The sequence below is a fragment of the Nonomuraea soli genome, assembly GCF_013761175.1.
Classification (GTDB): domain Bacteria; phylum Actinomycetota; class Actinomycetes; order Streptosporangiales; family Streptosporangiaceae; genus Nonomuraea; species Nonomuraea soli.
This window is the reverse complement of record NZ_JACDUR010000003.1, coordinates 475,068-495,996: the sequence shown is the minus strand read 5'-3', so window position 1 is coordinate 495,996 and position 20,929 is coordinate 475,068. Positions and strand designations below refer to the sequence as shown.

The 20,929-nt window shown below is 68.9% G+C and carries 21 protein-coding genes and 1 tRNA gene; 8 read left to right on the top strand and 14 right to left on the bottom strand.

Translation table 11 applies throughout. The features are described from left to right. Window positions 1-6 precede the first annotated feature (6 nt). Both HNR30_RS15115 and HNR30_RS15110 read right to left on the bottom strand, forming a co-directional pair. Window positions 7-1,434: a HAMP domain-containing sensor histidine kinase gene (locus tag HNR30_RS15115; RefSeq protein ID WP_312894425.1), complete on the bottom strand. Its 1,428-nt coding sequence runs from the start codon at window positions 1,432-1,434 to the stop codon at window positions 7-9. Further along, a complete protein-coding gene (locus HNR30_RS15110) occupies window positions 1,431-2,102 on the bottom strand; it encodes a response regulator transcription factor (RefSeq protein WP_181610474.1) in 672 nt (223 codons plus the stop codon). The genes HNR30_RS15115 and HNR30_RS15110 overlap by 4 nt, the downstream gene beginning before the upstream one ends. A gap of 120 nt (window positions 2,103-2,222) precedes the next feature. On the opposite strand from HNR30_RS15110, the gene HNR30_RS15105 reads away from it, so the two are divergent. Beyond that, entirely contained in the window at window positions 2,223-2,693 is a 471-nt protein-coding gene (locus HNR30_RS15105; protein ID WP_181610473.1) for a hypothetical protein, read from the top strand. Between the two features lie 4 nt (window positions 2,694-2,697). Here HNR30_RS15105 and HNR30_RS15100 read toward each other — a convergent pair whose 3' ends face one another. Next, entirely contained in the window at window positions 2,698-3,768 is a 1,071-nt protein-coding gene (locus HNR30_RS15100; protein WP_181610472.1) for an Rv3169 family protein, read from the bottom strand. A gap of 84 nt (window positions 3,769-3,852) precedes the next feature. Then, complete coding sequence (locus tag HNR30_RS15095) at window positions 3,853-4,350, bottom strand: hypothetical protein (protein ID WP_181610471.1); 498 nt, start codon at window positions 4,348-4,350, stop codon at window positions 3,853-3,855. Between the two features lie 145 nt (window positions 4,351-4,495). Between HNR30_RS15095 and HNR30_RS15090 the strand changes: the two genes are divergently transcribed. Beyond that, entirely contained in the window at window positions 4,496-5,032 is a 537-nt protein-coding gene (locus HNR30_RS15090) for a peptidylprolyl isomerase (RefSeq protein WP_181610470.1), read from the top strand. Window positions 5,033-5,080: 48 nt separating this feature from the next. Further along, a complete protein-coding gene (locus tag HNR30_RS15085; RefSeq protein WP_181610469.1) occupies window positions 5,081-5,947 on the top strand; it encodes a rhomboid family intramembrane serine protease in 867 nt (288 codons plus the stop codon). A 34-nt stretch (window positions 5,948-5,981) separates the two neighbouring features. Here the strand turns inward: HNR30_RS15085 and HNR30_RS15080 are convergent, their stop codons facing one another. Beyond that, complete coding sequence (locus tag HNR30_RS15080; protein ID WP_181610468.1) at window positions 5,982-6,239, bottom strand: cell division protein CrgA; 258 nt, start codon at window positions 6,237-6,239, stop codon at window positions 5,982-5,984. Between the two features lie 128 nt (window positions 6,240-6,367). Here HNR30_RS15080 and HNR30_RS15075 point away from each other — a divergent pair, with 128 nt between their 5' ends. From HNR30_RS15075 to HNR30_RS15065, 3 genes are read left to right on the top strand one after another with little or no spacing between them, the layout of a single operon-like run. Beyond that, entirely contained in the window at window positions 6,368-6,982 is a 615-nt protein-coding gene (locus HNR30_RS15075) for a class E sortase (protein ID WP_181610467.1), read from the top strand. Further along, window positions 6,982-7,140: a hypothetical protein gene (locus HNR30_RS15070; protein ID WP_181610466.1), complete on the top strand. Its 159-nt coding sequence runs from the start codon at window positions 6,982-6,984 to the stop codon at window positions 7,138-7,140. Before HNR30_RS15075 ends, HNR30_RS15070 begins: the two co-directional genes overlap by 1 nt. Beyond that, window positions 7,137-7,712: an anthranilate synthase component II gene (locus HNR30_RS15065; protein WP_181610465.1), complete on the top strand. Its 576-nt coding sequence runs from the start codon at window positions 7,137-7,139 to the stop codon at window positions 7,710-7,712. Before HNR30_RS15070 ends, HNR30_RS15065 begins: the two co-directional genes overlap by 4 nt. 132 nt (window positions 7,713-7,844) lie before the next feature. Here the strand turns inward: HNR30_RS15065 and pknB are convergent, their stop codons facing one another. The 7 genes from pknB to HNR30_RS15030 all read right to left on the bottom strand — a co-directional run bounded on the left by pknB (window position 7,845) and on the right by HNR30_RS15030 (window position 16,498). Further along, window positions 7,845-9,701 carry a Stk1 family PASTA domain-containing Ser/Thr kinase gene (gene pknB, locus HNR30_RS15060; RefSeq protein WP_181610464.1) on the bottom strand — a complete coding sequence of 619 codons (1,857 nt, stop codon included), beginning with the start codon at window positions 9,699-9,701 and terminating at the stop codon, window positions 7,845-7,847. A gap of 83 nt (window positions 9,702-9,784) precedes the next feature. Then, window positions 9,785-11,143: a protein kinase domain-containing protein gene (locus tag HNR30_RS15055; RefSeq protein WP_312894424.1), complete on the bottom strand. Its 1,359-nt coding sequence runs from the start codon at window positions 11,141-11,143 to the stop codon at window positions 9,785-9,787. Continuing rightward, window positions 11,140-12,597 carry a peptidoglycan D,D-transpeptidase FtsI family protein gene (locus HNR30_RS15050; RefSeq protein ID WP_181610463.1) on the bottom strand — a complete coding sequence of 486 codons (1,458 nt, stop codon included), beginning with the start codon at window positions 12,595-12,597 and terminating at the stop codon, window positions 11,140-11,142. Before HNR30_RS15050 ends, HNR30_RS15055 begins: the two co-directional genes overlap by 4 nt. Beyond that, window positions 12,594-13,943 carry an FtsW/RodA/SpoVE family cell cycle protein gene (locus HNR30_RS15045; RefSeq protein WP_181610462.1) on the bottom strand — a complete coding sequence of 450 codons (1,350 nt, stop codon included), beginning with the start codon at window positions 13,941-13,943 and terminating at the stop codon, window positions 12,594-12,596. Before HNR30_RS15045 ends, HNR30_RS15050 begins: the two co-directional genes overlap by 4 nt. A 26-nt stretch (window positions 13,944-13,969) precedes the next feature. Further along, on the bottom strand, window positions 13,970-15,265 hold the full coding sequence (locus tag HNR30_RS15040) for a Stp1/IreP family PP2C-type Ser/Thr phosphatase (protein WP_181610461.1): 1,296 nt from the start codon (window positions 15,263-15,265) through the stop codon (window positions 13,970-13,972). Between the two features lie 7 nt (window positions 15,266-15,272). After that, window positions 15,273-15,740: an FHA domain-containing protein FhaB/FipA gene (locus HNR30_RS15035; protein WP_181610460.1), complete on the bottom strand. Its 468-nt coding sequence runs from the start codon at window positions 15,738-15,740 to the stop codon at window positions 15,273-15,275. Window positions 15,741-15,757: 17 nt separating this feature from the next. Next, window positions 15,758-16,498 carry an FHA domain-containing protein gene (locus HNR30_RS15030; protein ID WP_181610459.1) on the bottom strand — a complete coding sequence of 247 codons (741 nt, stop codon included), beginning with the start codon at window positions 16,496-16,498 and terminating at the stop codon, window positions 15,758-15,760. 149 nt (window positions 16,499-16,647) lie between these two features. Between HNR30_RS15030 and HNR30_RS15025 the strand changes: the two genes are divergently transcribed. Continuing rightward, window positions 16,648-16,730 (top strand) — tRNA-Leu (locus HNR30_RS15025). Window positions 16,731-16,957: 227 nt separating this feature from the next. Then, window positions 16,958-18,448: a tetratricopeptide repeat protein gene (locus HNR30_RS15020; RefSeq protein WP_181610458.1), complete on the top strand. Its 1,491-nt coding sequence runs from the start codon at window positions 16,958-16,960 to the stop codon at window positions 18,446-18,448. Window positions 18,449-18,450: 2 nt separating this feature from the next. Here HNR30_RS15020 and HNR30_RS15015 read toward each other — a convergent pair whose 3' ends face one another. Next, window positions 18,451-19,458 carry a hemolysin family protein gene (locus HNR30_RS15015; RefSeq protein ID WP_312894423.1) on the bottom strand — a complete coding sequence of 336 codons (1,008 nt, stop codon included), beginning with the start codon at window positions 19,456-19,458 and terminating at the stop codon, window positions 18,451-18,453. Next, a complete protein-coding gene (locus HNR30_RS15010) occupies window positions 19,455-20,780 on the bottom strand; it encodes a hemolysin family protein (protein ID WP_181610456.1) in 1,326 nt (441 codons plus the stop codon). The genes HNR30_RS15015 and HNR30_RS15010 overlap by 4 nt, the downstream gene beginning before the upstream one ends. Window positions 20,781-20,929: the final 149 nt, after the last annotated feature.

The window sequence follows — 20,929 nt, the reverse complement described above, 5'->3', positions numbered from 1 at the left end:
GCCTCCTCAACCGTCCTCACGTACGGCACCACGCGTGTGGTTCAAGGGAAAACGGGCGACGAAGCCGCCGTCCTGGGCCACCAGGGTGCCGCCGTGGAGCGCGGCGATGTCGCGGGCGATCGGCAGCCCCAGCCCCGCCCCGCCGGCGTCTCTGGCCCTGGCCTCGTCGAGCCTGGTGAAGCGGTCGAACACCGCCTCGCGTGACTCCTCGGGGATGCCCGGCCCGTCGTCGAGCACCTCCAGCACGGCCTGGCCGGCCTGCTCGTGGACGCGCACCACCACCATCGAGTCGGCGTGCCGTACGGCGTTGCCGACCAGGTTGGAGACCAGCCTGTCGAGATGACCGCGAGAGCCTCGCATGACCACGTCGGGTTCGATGTCGAGCTTGACCTCGACACCGGGCCGCCTGCCGGAGCTCGCCGCGGTCTCGGCCGCGGCCTGGCTCAGGTCGAGTTCCGTGGCGCGCAGCGGCTCGCCCGCGTCGAGGCGGGCCAGCAGGAGCAGGTCGGAGGCGAGCGTCTGCAGGCGCGTCACGTCGGCCAGGGCCTCCTTGGCCAGGTCGGGGTCGCCGGTCAGCTCCAGGCGGGCGCGCAGGGTCGCGATGGGGCTGCGCAGCTCGTGCGCGGCGTCGGCGACGAAACGTTTGTGCTGCTCCACCGCGCTTTCCAGGCGGTCGAGCGTGTCGTTGACGGTGCCGGCCAGGGCGGCGATCTCGTCGTCGGAGGGCGGCACGGGCACACGCTGGTGCAGGTCGCTGGCGGTGATGTCGGCCATCTTGCCCCGGATCGCGGCGACCGGGCGCAGGGCGCGGCCGACGGCGAACCAGGTCATGCCCGCCACGACGAACAGCAGCAGCGGCACGCCCGGCAGCAGGACGGTGTTGAGCGTCTCCAGGGTGCGCTCGGCGGTGTCGAGCGAGGCCCGGCCGAAGACGGTCATGGTCTCGCCGGCGGGCTCTGTGACGTTCAGGCGGGCCACCGCGTAGCCGGGCTCGGCCATCTGGGCGGGCACCACGGCCGTCCTGGCGTAGGCGATGTCGGGGTCGTAGATCGGCTTGGCGAGCGACAGCGTGTTGCCATCGGGAGAGATCGCGCCGTAGTAGGTCGGCACGCGCGTCAAACCGATCACGGCATCGGCGTCGTCGGCGGGGGTCCCGGCACCGACACCCGCGTCATCGACCGTGGCCCCGATTCCCGCCCCCGCGTCGTCGGCCGTCGCGCCCGTGACCCGCTCCACGGTGACATCGGGTGTCGTGCGTACGGCCAGCGTCCCCGAGGCCGCCATCATCGCCTTCTGCGTGGCCTGCGCGTTGGCGCTGCTCCACAACGTGCCACGCAGCGAGCTCGTCAGCACGAAAGCCACCACGAGCAGGGCCACCGCGACGACCAGCGTCGCCGCGAGCGTGGCGCGTACCCGCACGGAGTTGAGCTTCACACCGCCTCCAGCCGGTATCCGGCGCCGCGTACGGTCACCAGCGAGGTGCGCCCGAACGGCTGGTCGATCTTGCGGCGGAGCGCGCTGATGTAGACCTCGACGATGTTCGGATCGCCGTCGTAGGAGAAGTCCCAGGCCTGCGCGAGCAGTTCGCTCTTGGACACCACCTCCCCGGCGCGCCGGGCCAGCCCGTGCAGCACGGCGAACTCCTTGGGCGTCAGCGAGATCTCGGTCTCGCCGCGATGGCAGCGGATGCCCGCGGGGTCGATGACCAGGTCGCCGACGGTGATGGAGACGGGCCGTTCCCGTCCGCCCCGCCGTACCAGGGCCCTGAGCCTGGCCAGAAGCACCACGTAGGAGAAGGGCTTGGCCAGGTAGTCGTCCGCGCCGGTGTCGAGAGCCTCGGCCTCGTCGTAGACGCCGTCCTTGGCGGTGAGCATCATGATCGGCGTCCAGTTGCCCGCGTCGCGCAGCCGCGCGCAGACGGTGTAGCCGTTCATGCGCGGCAACATCACGTCCAGCACGATCACGTCGTAGGGGTTCTCGGTCGCCAGCCACAGGCCGTCCCGCCCGTCGTGCGCGACGTCCACCGCGAATCCCTCGCCTGCCAGCCCGTCCTTGATCAGCTGGGCCAGGCGTTCTTCGTCTTCAACCAGGAGCACTCGCACGTCGTCAAGGGTGCCTGATCGTACCTAAAGGGAACCTGAAGATCATTTTTGGGACGTTCAGGCTCGCTTCAGGTCGGCTCGGCCAGCCTCGTGGTCATCCGAGAACCACAGGGAGGACCAATGCGTAAGGGACGTGTGGCGCTGCTCGCCGGGGCGGTGGCGCTCCTGGCCATGACCGGCCTGTCCGGGTCGGCCATGGCCGACCCGGCTCCTGGGCCGGCCGGCACGGAGGGGGTCATCGTCTGCGAGACGGGCGACGGCCAGAAGTTCGAGGTCAAGCCGGGCGTTCCGGTGACGTTCCAGGACGGCAAGGGCGAGGTGATGGTCACCAGGGCCGCCGAGGCCCAGCCCGTGCCCGGCGGGGAGACCGTCAAGGGCGAGATCAGGCTCAGGGACGGCGGCGAGGCGGTTCCCGCCAAGCCGCTGGAGGAGGGCGAGTCGCACGCCGCGGCGGCAGGTGTGGCCGCGGACGGGCCGACGGCGCACGCCGTTCCCGCCGAGCCGCCCGTGGACAAGGACGGCAAGCCGATCGTCATCGACCCGGACAAGGCGCCCGAGGGCGCGCTGACGATCGCCTGCAGGCCCGCCTAGGGGCTCAGCCGAAGGAGGGGTGCGGCCCCAGGGCCCAGTATTCGTACAGGCCGTACCCCACCTTCCCGTCGTACTCGAAGCGCCCCATGGCGTCGACCATGCCCCACATCCGGGCCGAGTCCTCAGGCAGCGTGTACGTCACGCCCTGCACGACGGGACCCGGCCCCTGGTACATGCCGTGCTTCCAGTCCGGTTCCAGGCCATAGCCGGTGCCCACCATGAGGTGGACCGGCAGGACCGGGGTGCAGTGCACGTCGAAGGGCTTGCCGCGGGGTGGGCTGAAGCTCACCACCGCGTGCTCGACGTCACGGGTGCCGGGCGCGTAGACCGGGTGGTACTCCGGCCGGCCGAGGAACTCCTCGCGGCCGTCGCTCCAGACGCGCGTGGCCTCCTCCAGCACCCGGCGGCCGTGCTCGTCCTCCTGGATGATGCAGAGGATCGCGTGGTCCTCGAACTGCATGGGCGCGTAGAGCCAGTAGAACGTGCCCGCGTTCTTGGCCTGGATGCCGGCGGGCTCGGGCTCGCCGACGGGGCGGATGCCCCAGGACCGGTCGCGGGTGCCCTGCCAGGTGCCGGGGGTGACGGGGATCTCCGTCGAACCGATCCTGATATGTCCGGACCAGCGCCCTGTCTGCGCCATCCGCATCGAATCGAAGATCACCCGCTCCTGCCATCGCACGAAGTGCCGCGGCTCCAGGGTCGCCGGGACCGTGCCCTCCCAGCTCAGGTCGAAGGAGAGCTCATGCGCGTTGTCGTCGAGCACCACCCGCAGCCGCTTGAGTCCTTCGATCACCTCGACCCGGAAGGGCCCCACCGAGGTGTCCATCCTGTCCTCGCCGAGCTCGCGGGAGGCGCGCACCACCCGGTGGATGTCGCCGTGCCGTACGCACGCGAAGGCGTCGGTGACCCCGAGGTTGGGATACTGCCCCAGCCCGATGATGAGCATCAGCTCCTCGTCGGGCGAGAAGCAGTTGAAGTAGTAGCGGTCGTAGAAGTTGCGATCGGAGGTCGCGACGTGCCGCATGACCTGGGGCGCCTGATGGACGGGGAAGTCGTCGAGGGGTGACAGCGTCATTGCTAGGTTGTAGCAAGCGCTTGGTTATACGTCAACGCGGACGCCGAAGCCCCCGGGATGCGCACCCCGGGGGCTTCGAACGCGCTAGTACTTCTTGGACGCCTCGTCGGCCTTGTCGGACACCTTGTCCGCCAACTGGTTCGCCTTGCCGGCGGTCTGGTCAGCCTTGTCGCTGACCCACCGCGAGGCATCGGCGGCCGAGTCCTTCATGTGGTCGGTCCACTGCTGGGCGTTGCGACGGTAGAACATGTAGCCCATCGCTCCCAGCGCGACCCCGGTCACGAGGACCGCGACCGGCCACCTGCGCGAACGCGCCGGCGTCGGGTCGACCTTCTTGGCCGCGTCGGCCAGCATGGCGCTGACCCTCGGCGCGAGGTCCTTCTCAAGCCGCTGGGCGGCATCCTCGAGCCGAGGAGCGGCCCAGTAACGGGCATCCTCGAAGCGGTGCGCGGCCATATCCTTGGCCTGTCCCGCCATTGGCCCGAGCCGATCTCCGGCTCGTACGGCCTGGGCCTTCATGCGGCCCATCCACGTGTTCGGTACTTCAACGATCACGCGGCGCTTTCTGAGTGTCAGGGACACGACAACCTCCCCTGTCGTTGGGGCCCCGCACGTGACCTTCCCGGAAGAAGGCGGCTCAATCATCCACAGACGTGGGAGGATGCTCTAGAGCCCCAAGGGCCATAGTTAATACACCTGGACAAATCGCAGAGGGGGCGGCTTCCACGTGGCTGAGAAGCTGATCGCAAACCTTCAGACAAATCACGGTCTCATCCGGATCAAGCTCATGCCCGATCTCGCTCCGACGACCGTCGCGAACTTCGTCGAGCTGGCCGAGGGCACGCGCGAATGGACCCACCCGGGCACCGGCGCCAAGACCAACGACCCGCTCTACGACGGCACGGTCTTCCACCGCGTCATCAGTGGCTTCATGATCCAGGGCGGCGACCCGCTCGGACAGGGCATCGGCGGCCCCGGCTACGACTTCGACGACGAGATCCACGCCCAGAACAACTTCAACCGCCCCTACCTGCTGGCCATGGCCAACGCGGGCAAGCGGTTCGGCAAGGGCACCAACGGCTCGCAGTTCTTCATCACCGTGGGAGCCACGCCGCACCTCAACCAGGGCCACACCATCTTCGGTGAGGTCATCGAGGGCCGCGACGTGGTCGACTCGATCGCCAAGACGGCCACCGACCGCCGCGACCGCCCGGTGCAGGACGTGGTGATCGAGAAGGTCACGATCGACCGCGTTCCCGCCTGAGTCGTCGCCTGGCTCCACCATGAGCCCTGGGGTTTTAGGCTGGCTCGTATGACGAGCCAGCCTTCCCAGCCTTCCGAGACGGTACCCACCTGTTACCGTCACAACGATCGGGAGACCTGGGTGCGCTGCCAGCGCTGCAACCGCCCCATCTGCCCCGACTGCATGCAGAACGCCTCCGTGGGCTTCCAGTGCCCCGAGTGCGTCGCCCAGGGCAACAAGTCCGTACGGCAGGCGCGCTCGACCTTCGGTGGCGCCGTGGTCGCCAAGCCGGTGGTGACCTACACGATCCTGGGTCTCATCGCCCTGATGTTCGCCGGGCAGTACCTCACCAACGACCGGCTGACCGCCGAGCTGGCGATGAACCCGCTGGCCGTGGTCGGGCTCGGGCAGTACTACCGCCTGATCACCAGCGCGTTCCTGCACTTCGGGTTCATCCACATCCTGTTCAACGGCTACGCCCTCTGGGCCATCGGGCCCTACCTGGAGCGGGCCTTCGGCCACTGGCGCTTCGCCGCGCTGTACCTGCTCAGCGCGCTGGGCGGCAGCACGCTGGCCTACTGGCTCGACGCGCCCAACACGTGGAGCGTGGGCGCCTCCGGAGCCGTCTACGGCCTGTTCGCGGCCGTCTTCGTGGTGGGGCGCAAGCTGAACATGGATGTGCGGGGCGTGGTCGTGCTCATCGCCATCAACCTGGCGATCACGTTCCTGCCGTGGATCATTCCCGGAGTCTTCGGCGGCACCATGCTGAGCTGGACCGCTCACCTGGGCGGCCTGGCCACGGGCGCGGTCGTCTCAGCCGCCCTGGCCTATGCCCCCAAGAAGAGCCGCTCCCTGGTGCAGGTCGCCGCGATCGTGGGGGTTCTGGCCGTCCTCGTCATCCTGGTCGCGATCAGAAGCGCACAGTTCTCGCTCTGACATCCCCAGGCTGTGGAAAAGACTGTGGAAAGAACTAACGCCAGCGGGTGGAAAGCACCACACCGAAGATGATGAAAGCAAACCCGATGCCGAGGTTCCAGTTCTGCAGATCGGTCATGAAAGGTACATCCACCCCGGCGACGTTCGTGATGTAGAACACCGCGATCCACAGGATGCCGATGATCCATGAGGCGACCATGGTCGGTGCGAGCCAGCGGGGGCTGAGCTTGACCTCTTTGGCCTTCTGCGGCGGGGTGTATACCGCCTTCTTGCGAGCATTGGACTTAGGCACGGGAAACTCCTGCTGAGCGCCTGGGCATCCGGATCGTCCACAGGCTCTTTGTTAAGCGTAGTTGAAGCCTGGCCAAGGATAGTCGCCCTGCGCATGTCGTGGCGATCCCTAGACCTACGCTGAATCGCGTGAGAGCACTGCTGCGTACATTCGGCGAGCTCAGCATCACGGCGGGGCTGGTGCTGCTTCTCTTCTGCGCCTACCTGCTCTGGGGCACCAGCTCCTACACCCTGCGCCATCAGGCGAGCCTGCAGGAGGAGCTGAAGGCCGCCCCGCAGAAGAAGGAGAAGGAGAAGCTCAAAATCGGCAAGGCCGTCGCCCTGCTGCGTATCCCGCGCCTGGGCCGCGACTACCAGTACGCCGTGGTCGAGGGTGTCGACCACGAGAATCTCAAGCGCGGCCCCGGCCACTACCCGGGCACGGCCCTGCCGGGCGAGGTGGGCAACTTCGTGCTCTCGGGGCACCGCACCACCTATGCCGCGCCCTTCAACCGCATCGACGAGCTGGAGCGCGACGACGAGATCGTGGTCGAGGCGCGCGAGGCCCGCTACGTCTACCGGGTCACCTCGCAGGAGGTCGTGATGCCCGACGAGATCGACGTCCTGGCGCCGGTGCCCCACAAGCCGGATATCCGGCCCATCCGCCCCACGATCACGCTGTCGACCTGCCACCCGGAGTACTCCGCCGAGCAACGGCTCATCGTCTACGGCGTGCTCAAATCCACCGAGCCCAGGGAGGTCTGATGTACGCGTGGTTGTGGCGGATGTTGCCGGGAGGGCTCGGCGTGCGCCTGCTGACGGCCACCGCGCTGGTCGCGGCGGCGTCGGCCGTACTCTGGTACTTCGTCTTCCCCCTGCTCGAACCGAGCGTGGCGCTCGATGAGGTGACCGTACAGAAGTGAAGCCCCGCGTCCTGGTTGTGGACAACCACGACAGCTTCGTCCACACGATCGTGCAGTACTGCCGCAGGCTCGGCGCCGAGTGCGACGTCAGGCCGCGCGACGTGGTGCGCGTCGACGACGCCGACGGCTTCGACGGCGTGCTCGTCAGCCCCGGCCCCGGCACCCCGGAGGCGGCCGGGGTCAGCGTCCCGCTGGTCCACCACGCCATCGAGCGCGACCTGCCGCTCCTGGGCGTCTGCCTCGGCCACCAGGCCATCGCGGTGGCGCTCGGAGGCATCGTCACCACGGCGCCGGAACTCGTGCACGGCAGGACGAGCCCGATCTCCCACGACGGCCGCGGCGTCTTCCGCGACCTGCCGTCGCCGGTGCGGATGACGCGCTACCACTCGCTTGCCGTACGGCCCGACAGCGTGCCTCAGGAGCTCGAGGTGAGCGCGAGCACCCCCGACGGGGTCGTGATGGGCCTGCGCCACCGCAGCGCGCCCGTGGAGGGCGTGCAGTTCCACCCCGAGTCCGTTCTGTCGGAACACGGCGACCAGCTCCTGGAGAACTGGCTCAGAACGCTCGTGTAACACGTCGGCGGCGGCCGACGAATCACTGATGAACGTCCCCGCCGTTGCCCCCGAGCGGCGGGGACGTTCTTCCATTCGTGCACAAGGCGAAGGGCCCCGGCTCGTCCGAGCTGGGGCCCTTTCGCGTCATGATCAGCCGCCGCCCTGGTCCTCAGGGTTGTCCTCGGGCTGCCCGTCGCCGGGATCGTCCGTGGGCTGGCCCCACGGGTCGGTCTCGGTCGGATCCGGACTCGGCTCCTCGGTGGGCTGGGTGTCGGGACCGGTCGAGATGACCAGGGTCACCGAGCCGCCGGTGGGCAGCTGCGTGCCGGCGGGCGGGTTGGTCATGATGACCGAACCGGCAGGAATATCGGGGCTGGCCTGCTCGACGACCGTGACCTTGAAGCCCAGGCCCTTGAGCTCCTTCTCGGCGTCCTTCTGGCTCCACTGGGCGACGTCGGGGACCTCGACCCGCGCGGACGGCACGAAGAGCGTGACGGTCTTGCCCTCGCTCACCTCGGTGCCGGGCTTCGGGTCGGTGGCGATGACCGTGCCCTGCGGCTTGCTGGAGGATCTCTGCTTGACCTGGCCCTTCAGCCCGGCGTCGTCAAGAGCCTTCAGCGCGTCTTCCTGCTTCATGCCGACCAGGTCGGCCGGGACGGTCACCTTCGCGGGGCCGTCCGACACGATCAGGTTGATTTTGGTGCCCTGGTCGACCTCGGTGCCGCTCGGGGGGTCGGTCTTGATGATCTGACCCTTGTCGTACTCCGTGCTGTTCTCCATTGTGGTGTCGCCGACGACGAGCTTGGCGTTGCTCAGGGGGCCCTGAGCCTCGTCCTTCGTCTGTCCGGCGACGTTGGGCACGGCGACCTTGGCGACCTTGGTGGGATCCTCCGTGCCGCCGTTGTTGCTGCTCAGGAAGTAGTAGCCGACGCCGATGAACGCGCCGATGATCAGCAGCGGGATCAGGATCCACGCGAGCGTCCTGGCGACCTTGCCGCCACCGCCGCCTCCGGCCGCACGCCGGCGCCCGCCACGACCGCCGCCCTGGCCGTCGCCGTACTCGTAAGGCGGGATGGCGGAGGTGCGGCCGGTGGCCGGGCCCGCCTGGGTGGAGGTCATCATGCGCGTGCCAGAGGTCGCCATCGCCATGGTCTGCGCGTCGACGGGCTGGCCGGTCATGGCACGCTGGATGTCGGCGCGCATCTCGGCGGCGCTCTGGTAGCGGTGCGCCGGATCCTTGGCCATCGCCTTGAGCACGATCGCGTCGGCCCACCGGGGGATCTCGGGGTTGATCTGCGACGGCGGGATGGGCTCTTCGCGCACGTGCTGGTAGGCGATCGCCACGGGGGAGTCGCCGGTGAAGGGCGGCTGGCCGGTCAGCAGCTCGTAGAACACGCAACCGGTGGAGTAGATGTCGCTGCGCGCGTCGACGCGCTCGCCCCGCGCCTGCTCGGGCGAGAGATACTGAGCGGTCCCTATGACCTGCGCGGTCTGCGTCATCGTGGCGGCCGAGTCGGCCATCGCGCGGGCGATGCCGAAGTCCATCACCTTGACGTCGCCGTTGCGGGTGATCATGACGTTGGCCGGCTTGATGTCGCGGTGCACGATGCCGCCGCGATGGCTGTAGTCGAGCGCGCGCAGAATGCCGTCGACCAGCTCCGCAGCACGTTCGGGCATCAGATGGCGGTCCTGGCGCAGCAGGTCGCGCAGCGTGCGGCCGTCGACGTACTCCATCACGATGTAGGGGACCGGTGCGCCCTCGGAGGAGTCTTCGCCCGTGTCGTAGACGGCGACGACCGCCGGGTGGTTCAGCGAGGCGGCCGACTGGGCTTCGCGGCGGAAGCGCGCTTGGAACGTGTGGTCACGTGCGAGATCCGACCTCAGTGTCTTGATCGCGACAATGCGGTCCAGCCGGATGTCTCTGGCGCGATAGACCTCGGCCATGCCGCCGCGCCCGACGACTCCGTCGAGCTCGTAGCGACCTCCGAGTAGCCGAGGCTGAGTCATTTCCTGCACTGTCCCTTACCGTTCATCTTGGTTACCGGCCTGACGCACCGGTGTCCATCATCGACCCCGCGACTCATCACGTCTCACCCTTCCGGCGGATTTGTGTCGCCTGGGTCCGGCGAGCCTGACGGTGAGGTTGTGGTTGGTGTCGAAGTGGGGGTTGTGGTTGGTGTGCGCGTCGGGGTTCGGGTCGGAGTCCTGGTCGGTGTCACAGTCGGCTTCGTCGGAGTCTTCGTCGTACTAACGCTAGCTGACGGTGAGGCTACCGGTTTCGTCGGCATGACCGGAACAGGCGACGGCTTGCGAGTGGGCGTCTTCTTCTTGCTGGGCTTGCTCACCGGCTTGGTCGTCACCGTCCCCGTCGGGTCGGCGACGGTGGGTGGGAGCTGCGCCTCGAAGGTGTTGGCCGCCCACACGCCGAGCCCGACCGCCGCGGCGCATCCGATCGTGGCGAACACCACAGCCCGGCCCCTGCGCGAACGTCGTTCCGGTACGGCAGGCGGCGGCGTACCCACGTGGGTCCTGCCGTACGCCTGGGTGGCAGGGGTCTCGGGGACCGAGGTCGCCGGGGCGGCGCCGTAGGTGCCGATCCTGAAGCCCGACGGGTCGGTCAGCATGCTGAGCTCAGTGACCCGCTCGGTGCCCGCCAGCGTCTGGCGCAGCACGGAGGCGCGGTCGGCCAGCTCCATCGCCGAGCCGGGCCGGCGCTCGGGATCCTTGGACAGCAGCCGCATGACCAGGTCGCGCAGCGGCGCCGGCACGTCGACGCCCAGCGGCGGCGGGGTCTCGTTCAGGTGCATCAGCGCGATGGCGACCTGGTTGTCGCTGGTGAACGGCACCCGGCCGGCCAGGCACTCGTAGGCCACCACGCCCAGGGAGTACAGGTCGGTGGCGGGGGTGAGCGGCAGGCCCTGGGCCTGCTCGGGGCTGACGTACTGCGCGGTGCCGAGCACGGTGCCGGTCATGGTGACCGACGCCGCCTCCATCGAGCGGGCGATGCCGAAGTCGGTGACCTTGATCGTGCCCTCGGGCGTGATGAGCAGGTTGCCCGGCTTGACGTCGCGATGGATGATGCCCGCCTGGTGGGCGGAGTGCAGCGCCTTGGCGCTCTGGTGCACGATGTCGAGGGTGACCTCGGGGCCGAGCACGGAGTTGCGGGCCAGGATCGCCGACAGCGGCTCGCCGTGGACCAGCTCCATGATCAGGTAGGCCAGGTCGTGCTGCTCGCCGTAGTCGAAGACCTGCGCGATGCCCGGATCGGTGAGCCCGGCGGTGATGCGCGCCTCGTTGCGGAAACGCGCCACGAACGCCGGGTCGTCCTTGTGCAGCAGCTTGACGGCCACCTCGCGGCCGAGGAGTTCGTCCCGGGCACGCCAGACCTCGCCCATGCCGCCCCGCGCGATGCGGGCGGTCAGGACGTAGCGGCCGCCCAGGACGGTCACCTGCTCTGCACCGCCTCCAACACCGACTTCGCGATCGGGGCCGCAACCCCTCCACCGGTGGCTTCCGCCCCGACGCTGGCCGCTCCGGACTCGACCAGGACGGCCAGGGCCACCTTGTCGCTGAAACCGATGAACCAGGCGTGCGGCGCACGCCCCTTGGCGGTCTCGGCCGTGCCGGTCTTGCCGCCGACCTCCAGGCCGGGGACCTGGGCGGCGCGGGCGGTGCCCTCGTTGACAACGCTGACCATCATGGCCTTGAGCTTCTGCGCCGACTCCGCGCTCATCGCCTCGGACAGCTCCTCGGGGTCGGCCGCGCTGAGCTCGTCGCCCTTGTGGTTGGTGATCCTGTTGACCAGGTACGGCTTCATGACCTTGCCGTCGTTGGCGATGCCCGCCGCGATCATGGCCATCTGCAGCGGCGTCATCTGGACGCTGCGCTGGCCGATCGCCGACATCGCGATGGCGGCGGGGTCTTCCTGCGGGCCCAGGGAGCTGGCGACCACGGGGATCGGCACCTGCAGCGACTGGCCGATGCCGAACTTCTCGGTCTGCTCCAGCATCTTCTCGTAGCCGAGTTCGAGCCCGATCTTGCCGTACGGGGTGTTGCACGACTTCTGCAGCGCGTACGCCATCGGGACGTTGCCGCCGCCGCACGCGGCGCCGCCGTAGTTGGGCAGGGTGGCGCTGGTGCTGGGCAGGCTGAGCCGCGTGGGGGCGTCGACGTTGGTGTTGCCGTCGCGGCTGGAGTCGTCTTCGAGCCAGGCGGCCGTGGTGACCACCTTGAAGGTCGAGCCGGGAGCGTAGGTGCGCTCGGTGGTGCGGTTGAGCAGCGGGGTGTCGAGGCTCTTGGGGTCGAGCGCCTCGTAGGCCTTGGTGACCTTGCCGGGGTCGGGGTCCGACAGCACGTTGGGGTCGTAGGTGGGCAGCGAGACCATCGCCAGGATCGCGCCCGTCTTGGGGTCGATCGCGACGACGGCGCCGCGCTTGCCGCTCTGGCGCAGCGCGTCGTAGGCGGCCTTCTGCACCTTCGGGTCGATCGTCAGGTCGACGTTCGCGCCGCGGGTGGGCTCGCCGGTGAACATGTCGATGCCCCGCTGGAGCAGCAGGTCGGCGCTGGAGCCGTCGAGCAGCTTGTTCTCGGTGCCCTCGATCTGCGTGGCGGTGTAGGGGGAGAAGAAGCCGGTCACGTGGGCGTACAGCTCGCCCTCCGCGTAGCGGCGGACGAAGCGGATGCTGCCGTCCTGCTCCTTCGACTGGGCCAGGATGACCTTGCCGCCCGCCGTGATGCGCCCGCGCTCGATCGCGTAGCGCTCGAAGTAGTTGCGGCGGTCGCGGTTGTCGTTCTGGAAGGTGTCGGTCTGTCCCCTGACCGCCTGGAAGTAGTTCACGTTGATCATGAGCAGCGCGAACATGGCCATGCAGGCCACGGCGGCTCGTTTCAGAGTGCCGTTCATCGCTGGAACACCTGCGTCAATCCTTCGTTCTGGATCGCCTGGGGTGGGGGGCGCCGTGCGGCATCAGACATGCGTACCAGCAGCGCGATAAGGATCCAGTTAGCCAGCAGGGCCGAGCCGCCCTGGGACATGAACGGGGTGACCAGACCGGTCAGCGGGATGAGGTTGGTCACGCCGCCGACGATGATGAAGACCTGCCAGGCGATGATGAACGACAGGCCGCCCGCCAGCAGCTTGGTGAACGGCTCGCGCGCGGCGAGCGAGGTGCGCAGGCCGCGCTGCACGATCAGCGCGTAGAGCATGAGCAGCGCCATGAGGCCGGTCAGGCCCAGCTCCTCGCCGGTGGCGGCGAAGATGAAGTCGGAGAAGGCCAGCGGGATCAGCTCGGGGTGGCCCTGGCCGAGCCCGGTGCCCAGGATGCCGCCGTTGGCCATGCCGAACAGGCCCTGCATGAGCTGGTAGCTGCCGCCGAACTCGCGGTCGTAGAACTCGGTGCTGCCGGGGTTGAGCCACACGTCGAAACGGTCGCCCACGTGGTCGAAGATCTGCCCGGCGATGAAGGCGCCGCCCACGAACAGCAGGATGCCGATCAGCACCCACGAGGTGCGCTGCGTGGCGATGTAGAGCATCACGATGAAGGCGCCGAACAGCAGCAGCGAGGAGCCCAGGTCACGCTGCAGGACCAGCACGCCGAGGCTGATGCCCCAGGTGATGAGGACCGGTCCGAGGTCGCGGGCGCGCGGCAGGTCGATGAAGAGTAGCCGGCGGCCGGCCAGGGCCAGCACGTCGCGCTTGGCCACCAGGTAGCCGGCGAAGAAGACCACCAGCGCGATCTTGGCGAACTCGGCGGGCTGGATGGTGAACGGGCCGAAGCCGATCCAGATCTTGGCGCCGTTGATGGTCTTGCCCAGGCCCGGGATGAGCGGGGAGACCAGCAGGAACAGCCCGACGAAACCGGAGGTGTAGGTCAGGCGCTGCAGCGTGCGGTGGTCGCGCAGGGCGAGCAGGGTGACGGCGAAGAGCACGACGCCGATGCCGGTGTAGAGCAGCTGCGTGGTGGCCGAGGCGCCGGGCATCTCGGCACGCTCCAACCGGAAGATCATCACCAGGCCGAGCCCGTTGACCAGGGTGACCAGCGGCAGCAGGAGGGGGTCTGCCCAGGGGGCGAACTTGGCGAGCACCAGGTAGGCGGCGAGCATGAAACCGCCCAGGCCCAGGCCGTACGTCAGCATGCCCGACGGCACCTGCTCGTCGATGGCCAGGCCCACGTTGGCGTAGGCGCCCATCACGATCAGCACGGCGAAGGCCAGCATGACGAGCTGGGCCACGCGCCGCTTGGCGGGCATGGAAACGGGGGCTACAACCAAATCGCTCACCTACTGGGCGTCTTCTTCGGAGTGGCCGTCGGAGAGGAGCTGGGGCTGGGGGTGGGAGTGGCGGGGGTGGTGGTGAACTTCATCGCCGCTATCCGCGTCTTGCCCTCGTCGAGGTTGGCGACGGGGAAGCCGCCCTTGACCAGCTCCTGGTCGGGGGCGGACAGGTCGGTCAGCCGGCGTCCTGTGCTGCCGCCCGCCGCCACGTCGGACAGCGGGATCGGACCCAGGTCCTGCTGGATGCCACGGAAGACCACGACCTCGCCGTCGTCGGTCGCGCCGACGAAGTACTGCGACTGGGTCCAGGAGTAGCCGAAGTAGCCGCCCACTCCCAGAGCGATCACGAGCGCGGTGACCAGCACCGGCCAGATCCGGCGACGGCGCCTCGGCATGGCCGCCGCCTGGGCCATGGGGTAGTCGTCGTCATCGGTGATGACCGGTTGTGGCGCGGTCACCGCGCTGTTTCGCCCCGGCGAGCCGCCCTGGGTGTTCTGGGGGCCGGTGCCGCCGCCGCGCAGGCGGTTCATGCCCGCCGCGCCGACGATCGCCGCTTCGTGCGGGACCTGGAACCCGTCGGTCAGCTCCAGCACGTCGGCCACGACACAGGTGATGTTGTCGGGCCCGCCGCCCCTGTTGGCCAGGTCGATGAGCTGGCGGACGACCTCTTCCGGATCGTCGATGTTCGTCAGCGTGGCGTGGAGTGTCTCCGCGCTGACCACGCCCGACAGGCCGTCGGAGCACAGGAGGTAGCGATCGCCCACCTGCGCCTCGCGCAGCGCCAGGTCGGGGCGGACCTCGTCGCTGCCGTCGAGCGCCTTCAGCAGGATCGACCGCTGCGGGTGGGTGGCGGCCTCCTCCGGCGTGATCCGGCCGTCGTCGACGAGCTGCTGCACCAGCGTGTGGTCGTGGGTGATCTGGTAGAGCTCACCCCGCCGCAGCAGGTAGGCGCGCGAGTCGCCGACGTGGACGAGGGCGACCTGGGTGCCGTTCCACAACATCGCCGTGAGGGTGGTGCCCATGCCCTTGAGGGTGGGATCGCGCCCGACCATCTCGTGGAGCTGGCGGTTGGCGTCGTGGACCGCCGTCTCGATCGAGTCGAGCAGGTCACCCCCTGGGGCCTCTTCGAGAGAGGCCATGGCGGCGATGGCGACTGAGCTGGCCACCTCGCCGTGTGCATGCCCGCCCATACCGTCGGCGACGGCGAGCAGGCGGCCGCTCGCGTACGCCGAGTCCTCGTTTCCTTCGCGGAGGAGGCCGACGTCCGAGCGGGCTGCGTAGCGGAGTGCGATCGTCATATCGGGGTCACTTGCGCAATTCAATGACTGTCTTGCCGACCCGGATCGGAACTCCGAGCGGAACGGGGGTTGGGCGGGTCACCTTCGAGCGGTCGAGATACGTGCCGTTCGTCGATCCAAGATCTTCCACGATCCACTGACCGTCCTGAGGAAAGAGCCGGGCGTGCCGGCTGGAGGCGTAGTCGTCGTTGACCACCAGTGTGGCGTCGTTCGCCCTGCCGATGGTGATGGGCGACTCCGCGAGGTTGATGGTGGTGCCCTGCAGGGGACCACCGGTGACGACGAGTTGTTTGGGCTCGCCCTTCTTGGGCTTGGCCACTGGCTTGGGGGCCTTCGGCGCCTTCCTCGCGGCCGTGGCGGGCGCCGTGCGGGAGCCGAACAGATCCGTGCGGATCACGCCGACTGCGGCAATGACGAAGAACCACAGCACCGCCAGGAAGGCTAGCCGGATCAGCAGCAGCGTGAGCTCGGACATGGACCGTTTGTCTACCCCTAATCGCGCCGGAACACCAGAGTCGTACGCCCCAACGTCACACGAGTGCCGTTCTGGAGCTCGATTCTGCGTACCGGCTGGCCATTGACGAAAGTGCCGTTCGTGGAGCCGAGATCGACGAGCACGACCTGCGGACCCTCGACCCGGAGTTCCGCATGATGGCGCGACACTCCCGGATCGACAAGACGAAGATCGCAGTCGGTGCCGCGGCCGAGCAAGGTGACCGGTGTGGTCAGCTCGTAGGACCTGTCACCCTGCGGGTCGTCCTGAGTCGAGACCAGCAGGCGCGGGCGGCCGCCGAACGCGTGTGAACGCGCGGGCGGAAGATCGCTGGCCGGCTGCCTGATCTCGTCCTGCTCGACCGTCGCGCCGCGGATCACGCCCGAGCGGATGCGGAACAGCCCGACGGCCAGATCGGCCGCGGTCTCGAAGCGGACCCTGACCGGGCCGACGAACGAGTAACCCTGCTCCTTGGCGTACTCCCGGGCGAGATTGGCCAACTCGTGGCTGATGCTGTCGGCGTAGACCTCCAACCGCTCGCTGTCGGTCGTGGACAGCTCGACCACGAAGTCGTTGGGCACGAGCGTGCGCCCCTGAGCCACGATGGCCGCGCGTTCGTCCATCTCTCGCTGGACCGCGCTCGCGACCTCGACCGGCTGCAGGTCGGACTTGAACGCCCGCGCAAAGGCCCCCTCAACCAAGCCTTCGAGCCTTCGCTCGAAGCGCTGAAGGACTCCCACCGGGTGTACCTCCCTCTCGTGCAAATAGAGGCGGCGCCTCCCCTCACGGACGCGATGGACCCTGTTCCTCCGCTTCCGTGTCTGATGCGATCGTATCCGGGTTCAGTACTACCGGCTGTTCCGTGCTACTGTTTCTCCGCACCCAACAAGGGCGGGTGGCGGAACGGCAGACGCGCACGGTTCAGGTCCGTGTGTCCGAAAGGACGTGAGGGTTCAAATCCCTCCTCGCCCACTCGGTTCGCTCGTTTTCACGGGCAGACCAACAGTGTCGAAACAAGGCCCCGGTTCGCAAGAGCCGGGGCCTTGTTGTGTATCTGGATCTTTGTTCGCCCGTGTGACCGCCACGGCGACGAACTCTACGCCCGGCTTCTTGCAGACCGCTTTCTTCTCGCTAATCGCGTTCGCCTTCAGCGAACGAAATATCTTGCCAAGCGTGTTGAATTGTTGAACAGTTGAGTCATGGAGCAGCCAACAGAAGGCTTACGCACGCTGCGGGCCGCCACGGTCGCCCTGTTGAACCTGTCGGGCCTCGGCCTGGGATACCTGCTGATCGGCCGCTGGCTCGCGCTGGCCGGCAGCCTCACCGCCACCGGACTCCTGATCGTGGTCGCCGTGCCTGCCGACCCCGACGGCGTGCCAGGGGCGCTCGTGGCCGCATGGGTCGTCGTGGCGGTGGCCGCGGCCGTCCACGGCGCCTGGCGGGCCATGGGCGCCTCGCCGTCGACGGCCTCGGAACGCCTCGTCCCCTTCGCCCTCCCGATGGCCCTGGCCCTGCTCGCCGTGCCGGTCTCGGCGGTGGTCGTGCACAACGCGATGCGGCGCTCGGCCCAGGAGGAGGCCTACCAGCTGGCGCAGCTCTCCCGGCTGGCGCAGGCCGGCAGGCTCGCGGGCGAGAGCAGGTTCGACGACGCCCTGGAGATCTACGTGGACCTGAGTGAGAACCACGCGCGCAGCAGGGCCGCGGCCGGGGTCCGAGCGGGGATCGAGAAGCTCTACGAGCAGGTCGCCGCGCCGTACCGGCGAGGCGACTACTGCCGGGCGCCGCAGGCCCTGGGGTATCTGCGCGGGCTGCCGGAGAAGGTCGGCCCCGCGCTTCTCGGCGACCTGGCCGGATGGCCCGACGAGCCGCTGGCGCACGCGCTGTACGAGTGCGGGGCGACCAAGCTCGGTGAGGAACTGGGCAGGCAGGGCACGCCGGGCAAGGACTTCACGATCGGCTCGGCCAGGGAGTTCGCCACGCTGGTCTCCGTCGCGCCCGCCTCGCCGTACGTGGAGAAGGCCAGGGAACTGCTGCAAGGAACCTTCGACGAGCTGAAGCAGGCCTCGTCCGGCGATCCCTGCGAGGCGCTCGGCCGCCTGACCGGCGCCCGGGAGATCTTCAAGGAGATGGCCGCCCTCCGGGGCGACCTGGTGGGCGAGACGGGCACGCTGATCCGGAAGGGCTCCTTCGACTGCGGCGTGCGGCAGTTCAAGAACAAGCGGTTCGCGTCGGCGGCCGAGACGCTGGCCAAGTACGCCAAGGACTACAGGAGCAGCCCAGAAGCCGCCAGGGCACGGCAGATCGTCATCGCCGCCCGCATCGCCGACGAGTCGAACAAGAAGGCGGGCGCGAGATTGCCACGCGAGAAGCCGCCGGGCGGGGCGCTGATGCCATTGACGATCACCAACGACGGCAAGGGAGAGGTGGAGATCCTCCACACCGGCCCGGTGACCGCCCGCTGGACCCTGAAGAGCTGCGGCGGCTGCAAGCAGTACATCAGCGAGAAGACGGGCGACGCGCGGGCCTGCAAGGGCTCACGCAAGTACCCGAAACGCACGTTGTGGCTGCCGAAGGGGACGTACTACTTCATGTTCAAGCGTGGAGCGGGCATGACCGGGACGACCTGGAAGATCAGACCCGGTTACACCCACTCCACGTGCTTGTACGTCCACAGATTCTCGTGGCTGTGACCTCAGACGCGCGTGTCGAGCAGCTCGCCGAGCAGGTCGGTGAGGCTGACCATGCCGATCACGTCGTCGCCGCCGGTGACCAGGGCCAGGTGCGCGCGGGCCTCCTGAAGGGCCGCCACGGCCTCGGGGACCTGCGTGACGCACGCCAGGCGCGGAAGCTCCCTGGCGAGCTCTCCTGCGCGCGCTGACGGATGCAGGAAGGCGTCGCGGGCGTGGATGACGCCCTTGATGTCGTCGGGCGAGCCGACGAGCAGCCGCAGGTGCGTGGAGGAGGCGGCCACGCGCCTGGTCTCCTCGGAGTTCGCGGACGTGGGCACGAAGACCACCTCGCCGATCGGCACCATGAGCCGCTCGATGCCCTCCGCCTCCAGGCGCAGGGCCCTGGTGAGCAGGTCGTGCTCGGCCCGGTCGAGCAGGCCCATGCGCCCCGACTCGCCGACGAGCATGGCCAGCTGGCGCGGGGTGCGGGTGGTGGCCAGCTCGTCGCGCGCCTGCACGCCGAACGCCCTCAGCATCAGGTTGGTCAGGCCGTTGAGCGACGACAGCAGCGGGCGCATGAGCCACGTGAAGCCGCGGAAGGGCACCGTCAGGAGCATCGCCGCGGTCTCGGGGTGGGTGAGCGCCCAGGACTTGGGCGCCATCTCACCCACCACCATGTGCAGGAAGGTCACCAGCGACAGCGCCAGGACCAGCGAGATGGGCACCCGCAGGCCCTCGGGCACGCCGACGGCCGCGAAGACCGGCTCCAGGGCGTGCTCGATGGCGGGCTCGGTGACCATGCCGAGTCCCAGGGTGCACAGGGTGATGCCGAGCTGGGCTCCGGCGAGCATCAGCGACAGCTGACGGCTTCCTGCGACCGCGGACTTGGCGATGACCTTCACCACGCCGCTCCCGCCGGAGGCGATCTCCTCCAGCCGGTGGCGCTTGGCCGAGACGAAGGCGAACTCGGCGGCCACAAAGAGCGCGTTGGCGACCAGCAGGCCGAGGCTGAGCAGCAAGAGTCCGATCACTGGGTCACCTCCACGCGCACCGGCGCCAGCCGTACCCATTCGGGCACGCGGCGGTGCAGCGAGAGGACGGTGAGCACCGCCTCCTGCTCGTGAGAGTCCTCGTCGAAGGGGTCGCTCTCGGGGGTGAGCTCGACGGTCACGGCGTCTCCCGGGTCCGGCATGCGGCCCAGGCGGGCCAGGATCAGCCCGGCGACGGTGTCGTAGTCGTCGCTCTCCGGCAGGGCCAGTCCGGTCGCGCGCTCGATCTCGTCGAGGCGGAGCGTGCCCGGCACCTCCCAGGAACCGTCGGGCTGCTCGACGGCGCCCAGCGGCTCGGGGTCGTTCTCGTCGACGAGCTCGCCGACGAGCTCCTCTGCCATGTCCTCGACCGAGATGACGCCCGCCAGGTCGCCGTACTCGTCGATGACGCAGACCATGTCGTCCTTCGCCTGGCGCATGTGGGCCAGGACGGTCGGCAGCGGCAGCGAGTCGGGCACCAGGACGGCCGGACGGGTGATCTGCTCGATCGTGCCGTCGGTCAGTCCCGAGGCGAGCAGCTCGCGCACGCCCGTGACACCCGCCACGTCGCCGTCGGCCCCGAGCACGGGGAAGCGGGAGTGGCCGCTGCTGCGCATCGACTCGATCAGCTCGGAGACGGGCCGGTCGGCCCGGAGCACGACGACGCGGGGACGCGGCACCATGATCTCCTCGGCGATGCGGTCGCCGAACTCCAGGGCTCGCTCCAGCAGCTCCGACAGACGCTCGGGAAGCTCGCCCGCCTGGGTGGACTCGGCGATGATCCGCGAGAGCTCTTCAGGGGTCGCGCCCTGCTCCACCTCCTCGACGGGTTCCACGCCGACCTTGCGCAGCAGGCCGGTGGCGGCGGCGTCGAACAGCTTGATGACCGGCCCGGCGACGGCGAGGTAGACCAGCGTGGAACCGGCCAGCGCCTTGGCGACCGGCTCAGGCTTGGCGATGCCGAGGTTCTTGGGCATCAGCTCGCCCAGCACCATCTGCACGACCGTGGCCACGAACACGCCGATCGCGACGGAGACCCAGGCGGGCGTGTCACCGAGCAGGGGCCGGACCAGGACGGAGATGGCGGGCTCGGCGAGGAAGCCGACGAGCAGCGCGGTGACCGTGATGCCGAGCTGGGCGCCCGACAGCATGAACGACAGGCGAGAGGTGACTTGGAGGGCCTTCTCGGCCGACTTGTCGCCGGCCGCGGCCTGGTCGCGCAGGATCCCGCGATCCACGGCGACGAAGGCGAACTCCTGGGCCACGAAGTAACCAGTGGCCGCGGTGAGGAGGAACAGGGCCAGAAGGCCCAGATAGGCGCTCACCGTGCTGAGTCCTCAGAGGTTCCCGTGCCGAGGCACGGGCAGGTACTCCACGGATCTGGAGCGGACACGATCTTCCCTTCGATGATACGGACGTGCATAAAGGTAACGGTCGAGGTGGTGGAAGATGTTTCCGGATAGCGGCACTGCGT

What these genes read in the sequence shown, in the direction of transcription:
- HNR30_RS15105 (WP_181610473.1), top strand. Translation starts at nt 2,223, where the DNA reads ATGCGTAAGGGACGTGTGGCGCTGCTCGCCGGGGCGGTGGCGCTCCTG.
- HNR30_RS15100 (WP_181610472.1), bottom strand. Translation starts at nt 3,768, where the DNA reads ATGACGCTGTCACCCCTCGACGACTTCCCCGTCCATCAGGCGCCCCAG.
- HNR30_RS15085 (WP_181610469.1), top strand. Translation starts at nt 5,081, where the DNA reads ATGACGAGCCAGCCTTCCCAGCCTTCCGAGACGGTACCCACCTGTTAC.
- HNR30_RS15070 (WP_181610466.1), top strand. Translation starts at nt 6,982, where the DNA reads ATGTACGCGTGGTTGTGGCGGATGTTGCCGGGAGGGCTCGGCGTGCGC.
- pknB (WP_181610464.1), bottom strand. Translation starts at nt 9,701, where the DNA reads ATGACTCAGCCTCGGCTACTCGGAGGTCGCTACGAGCTCGACGGAGTC.
- HNR30_RS15050 (WP_181610463.1), bottom strand. Translation starts at nt 12,597, where the DNA reads ATGAACGGCACTCTGAAACGAGCCGCCGTGGCCTGCATGGCCATGTTC.
- HNR30_RS15045 (WP_181610462.1), bottom strand. Translation starts at nt 13,943, where the DNA reads ATGCCCGCCAAGCGGCGCGTGGCCCAGCTCGTCATGCTGGCCTTCGCC.
- HNR30_RS15040 (WP_181610461.1), bottom strand. Translation starts at nt 15,265, where the DNA reads ATGACGATCGCACTCCGCTACGCAGCCCGCTCGGACGTCGGCCTCCTC.
- HNR30_RS15035 (WP_181610460.1), bottom strand. Translation starts at nt 15,740, where the DNA reads ATGTCCGAGCTCACGCTGCTGCTGATCCGGCTAGCCTTCCTGGCGGTG.
- HNR30_RS15020 (WP_181610458.1), top strand. Translation starts at nt 16,958, where the DNA reads ATGGAGCAGCCAACAGAAGGCTTACGCACGCTGCGGGCCGCCACGGTC.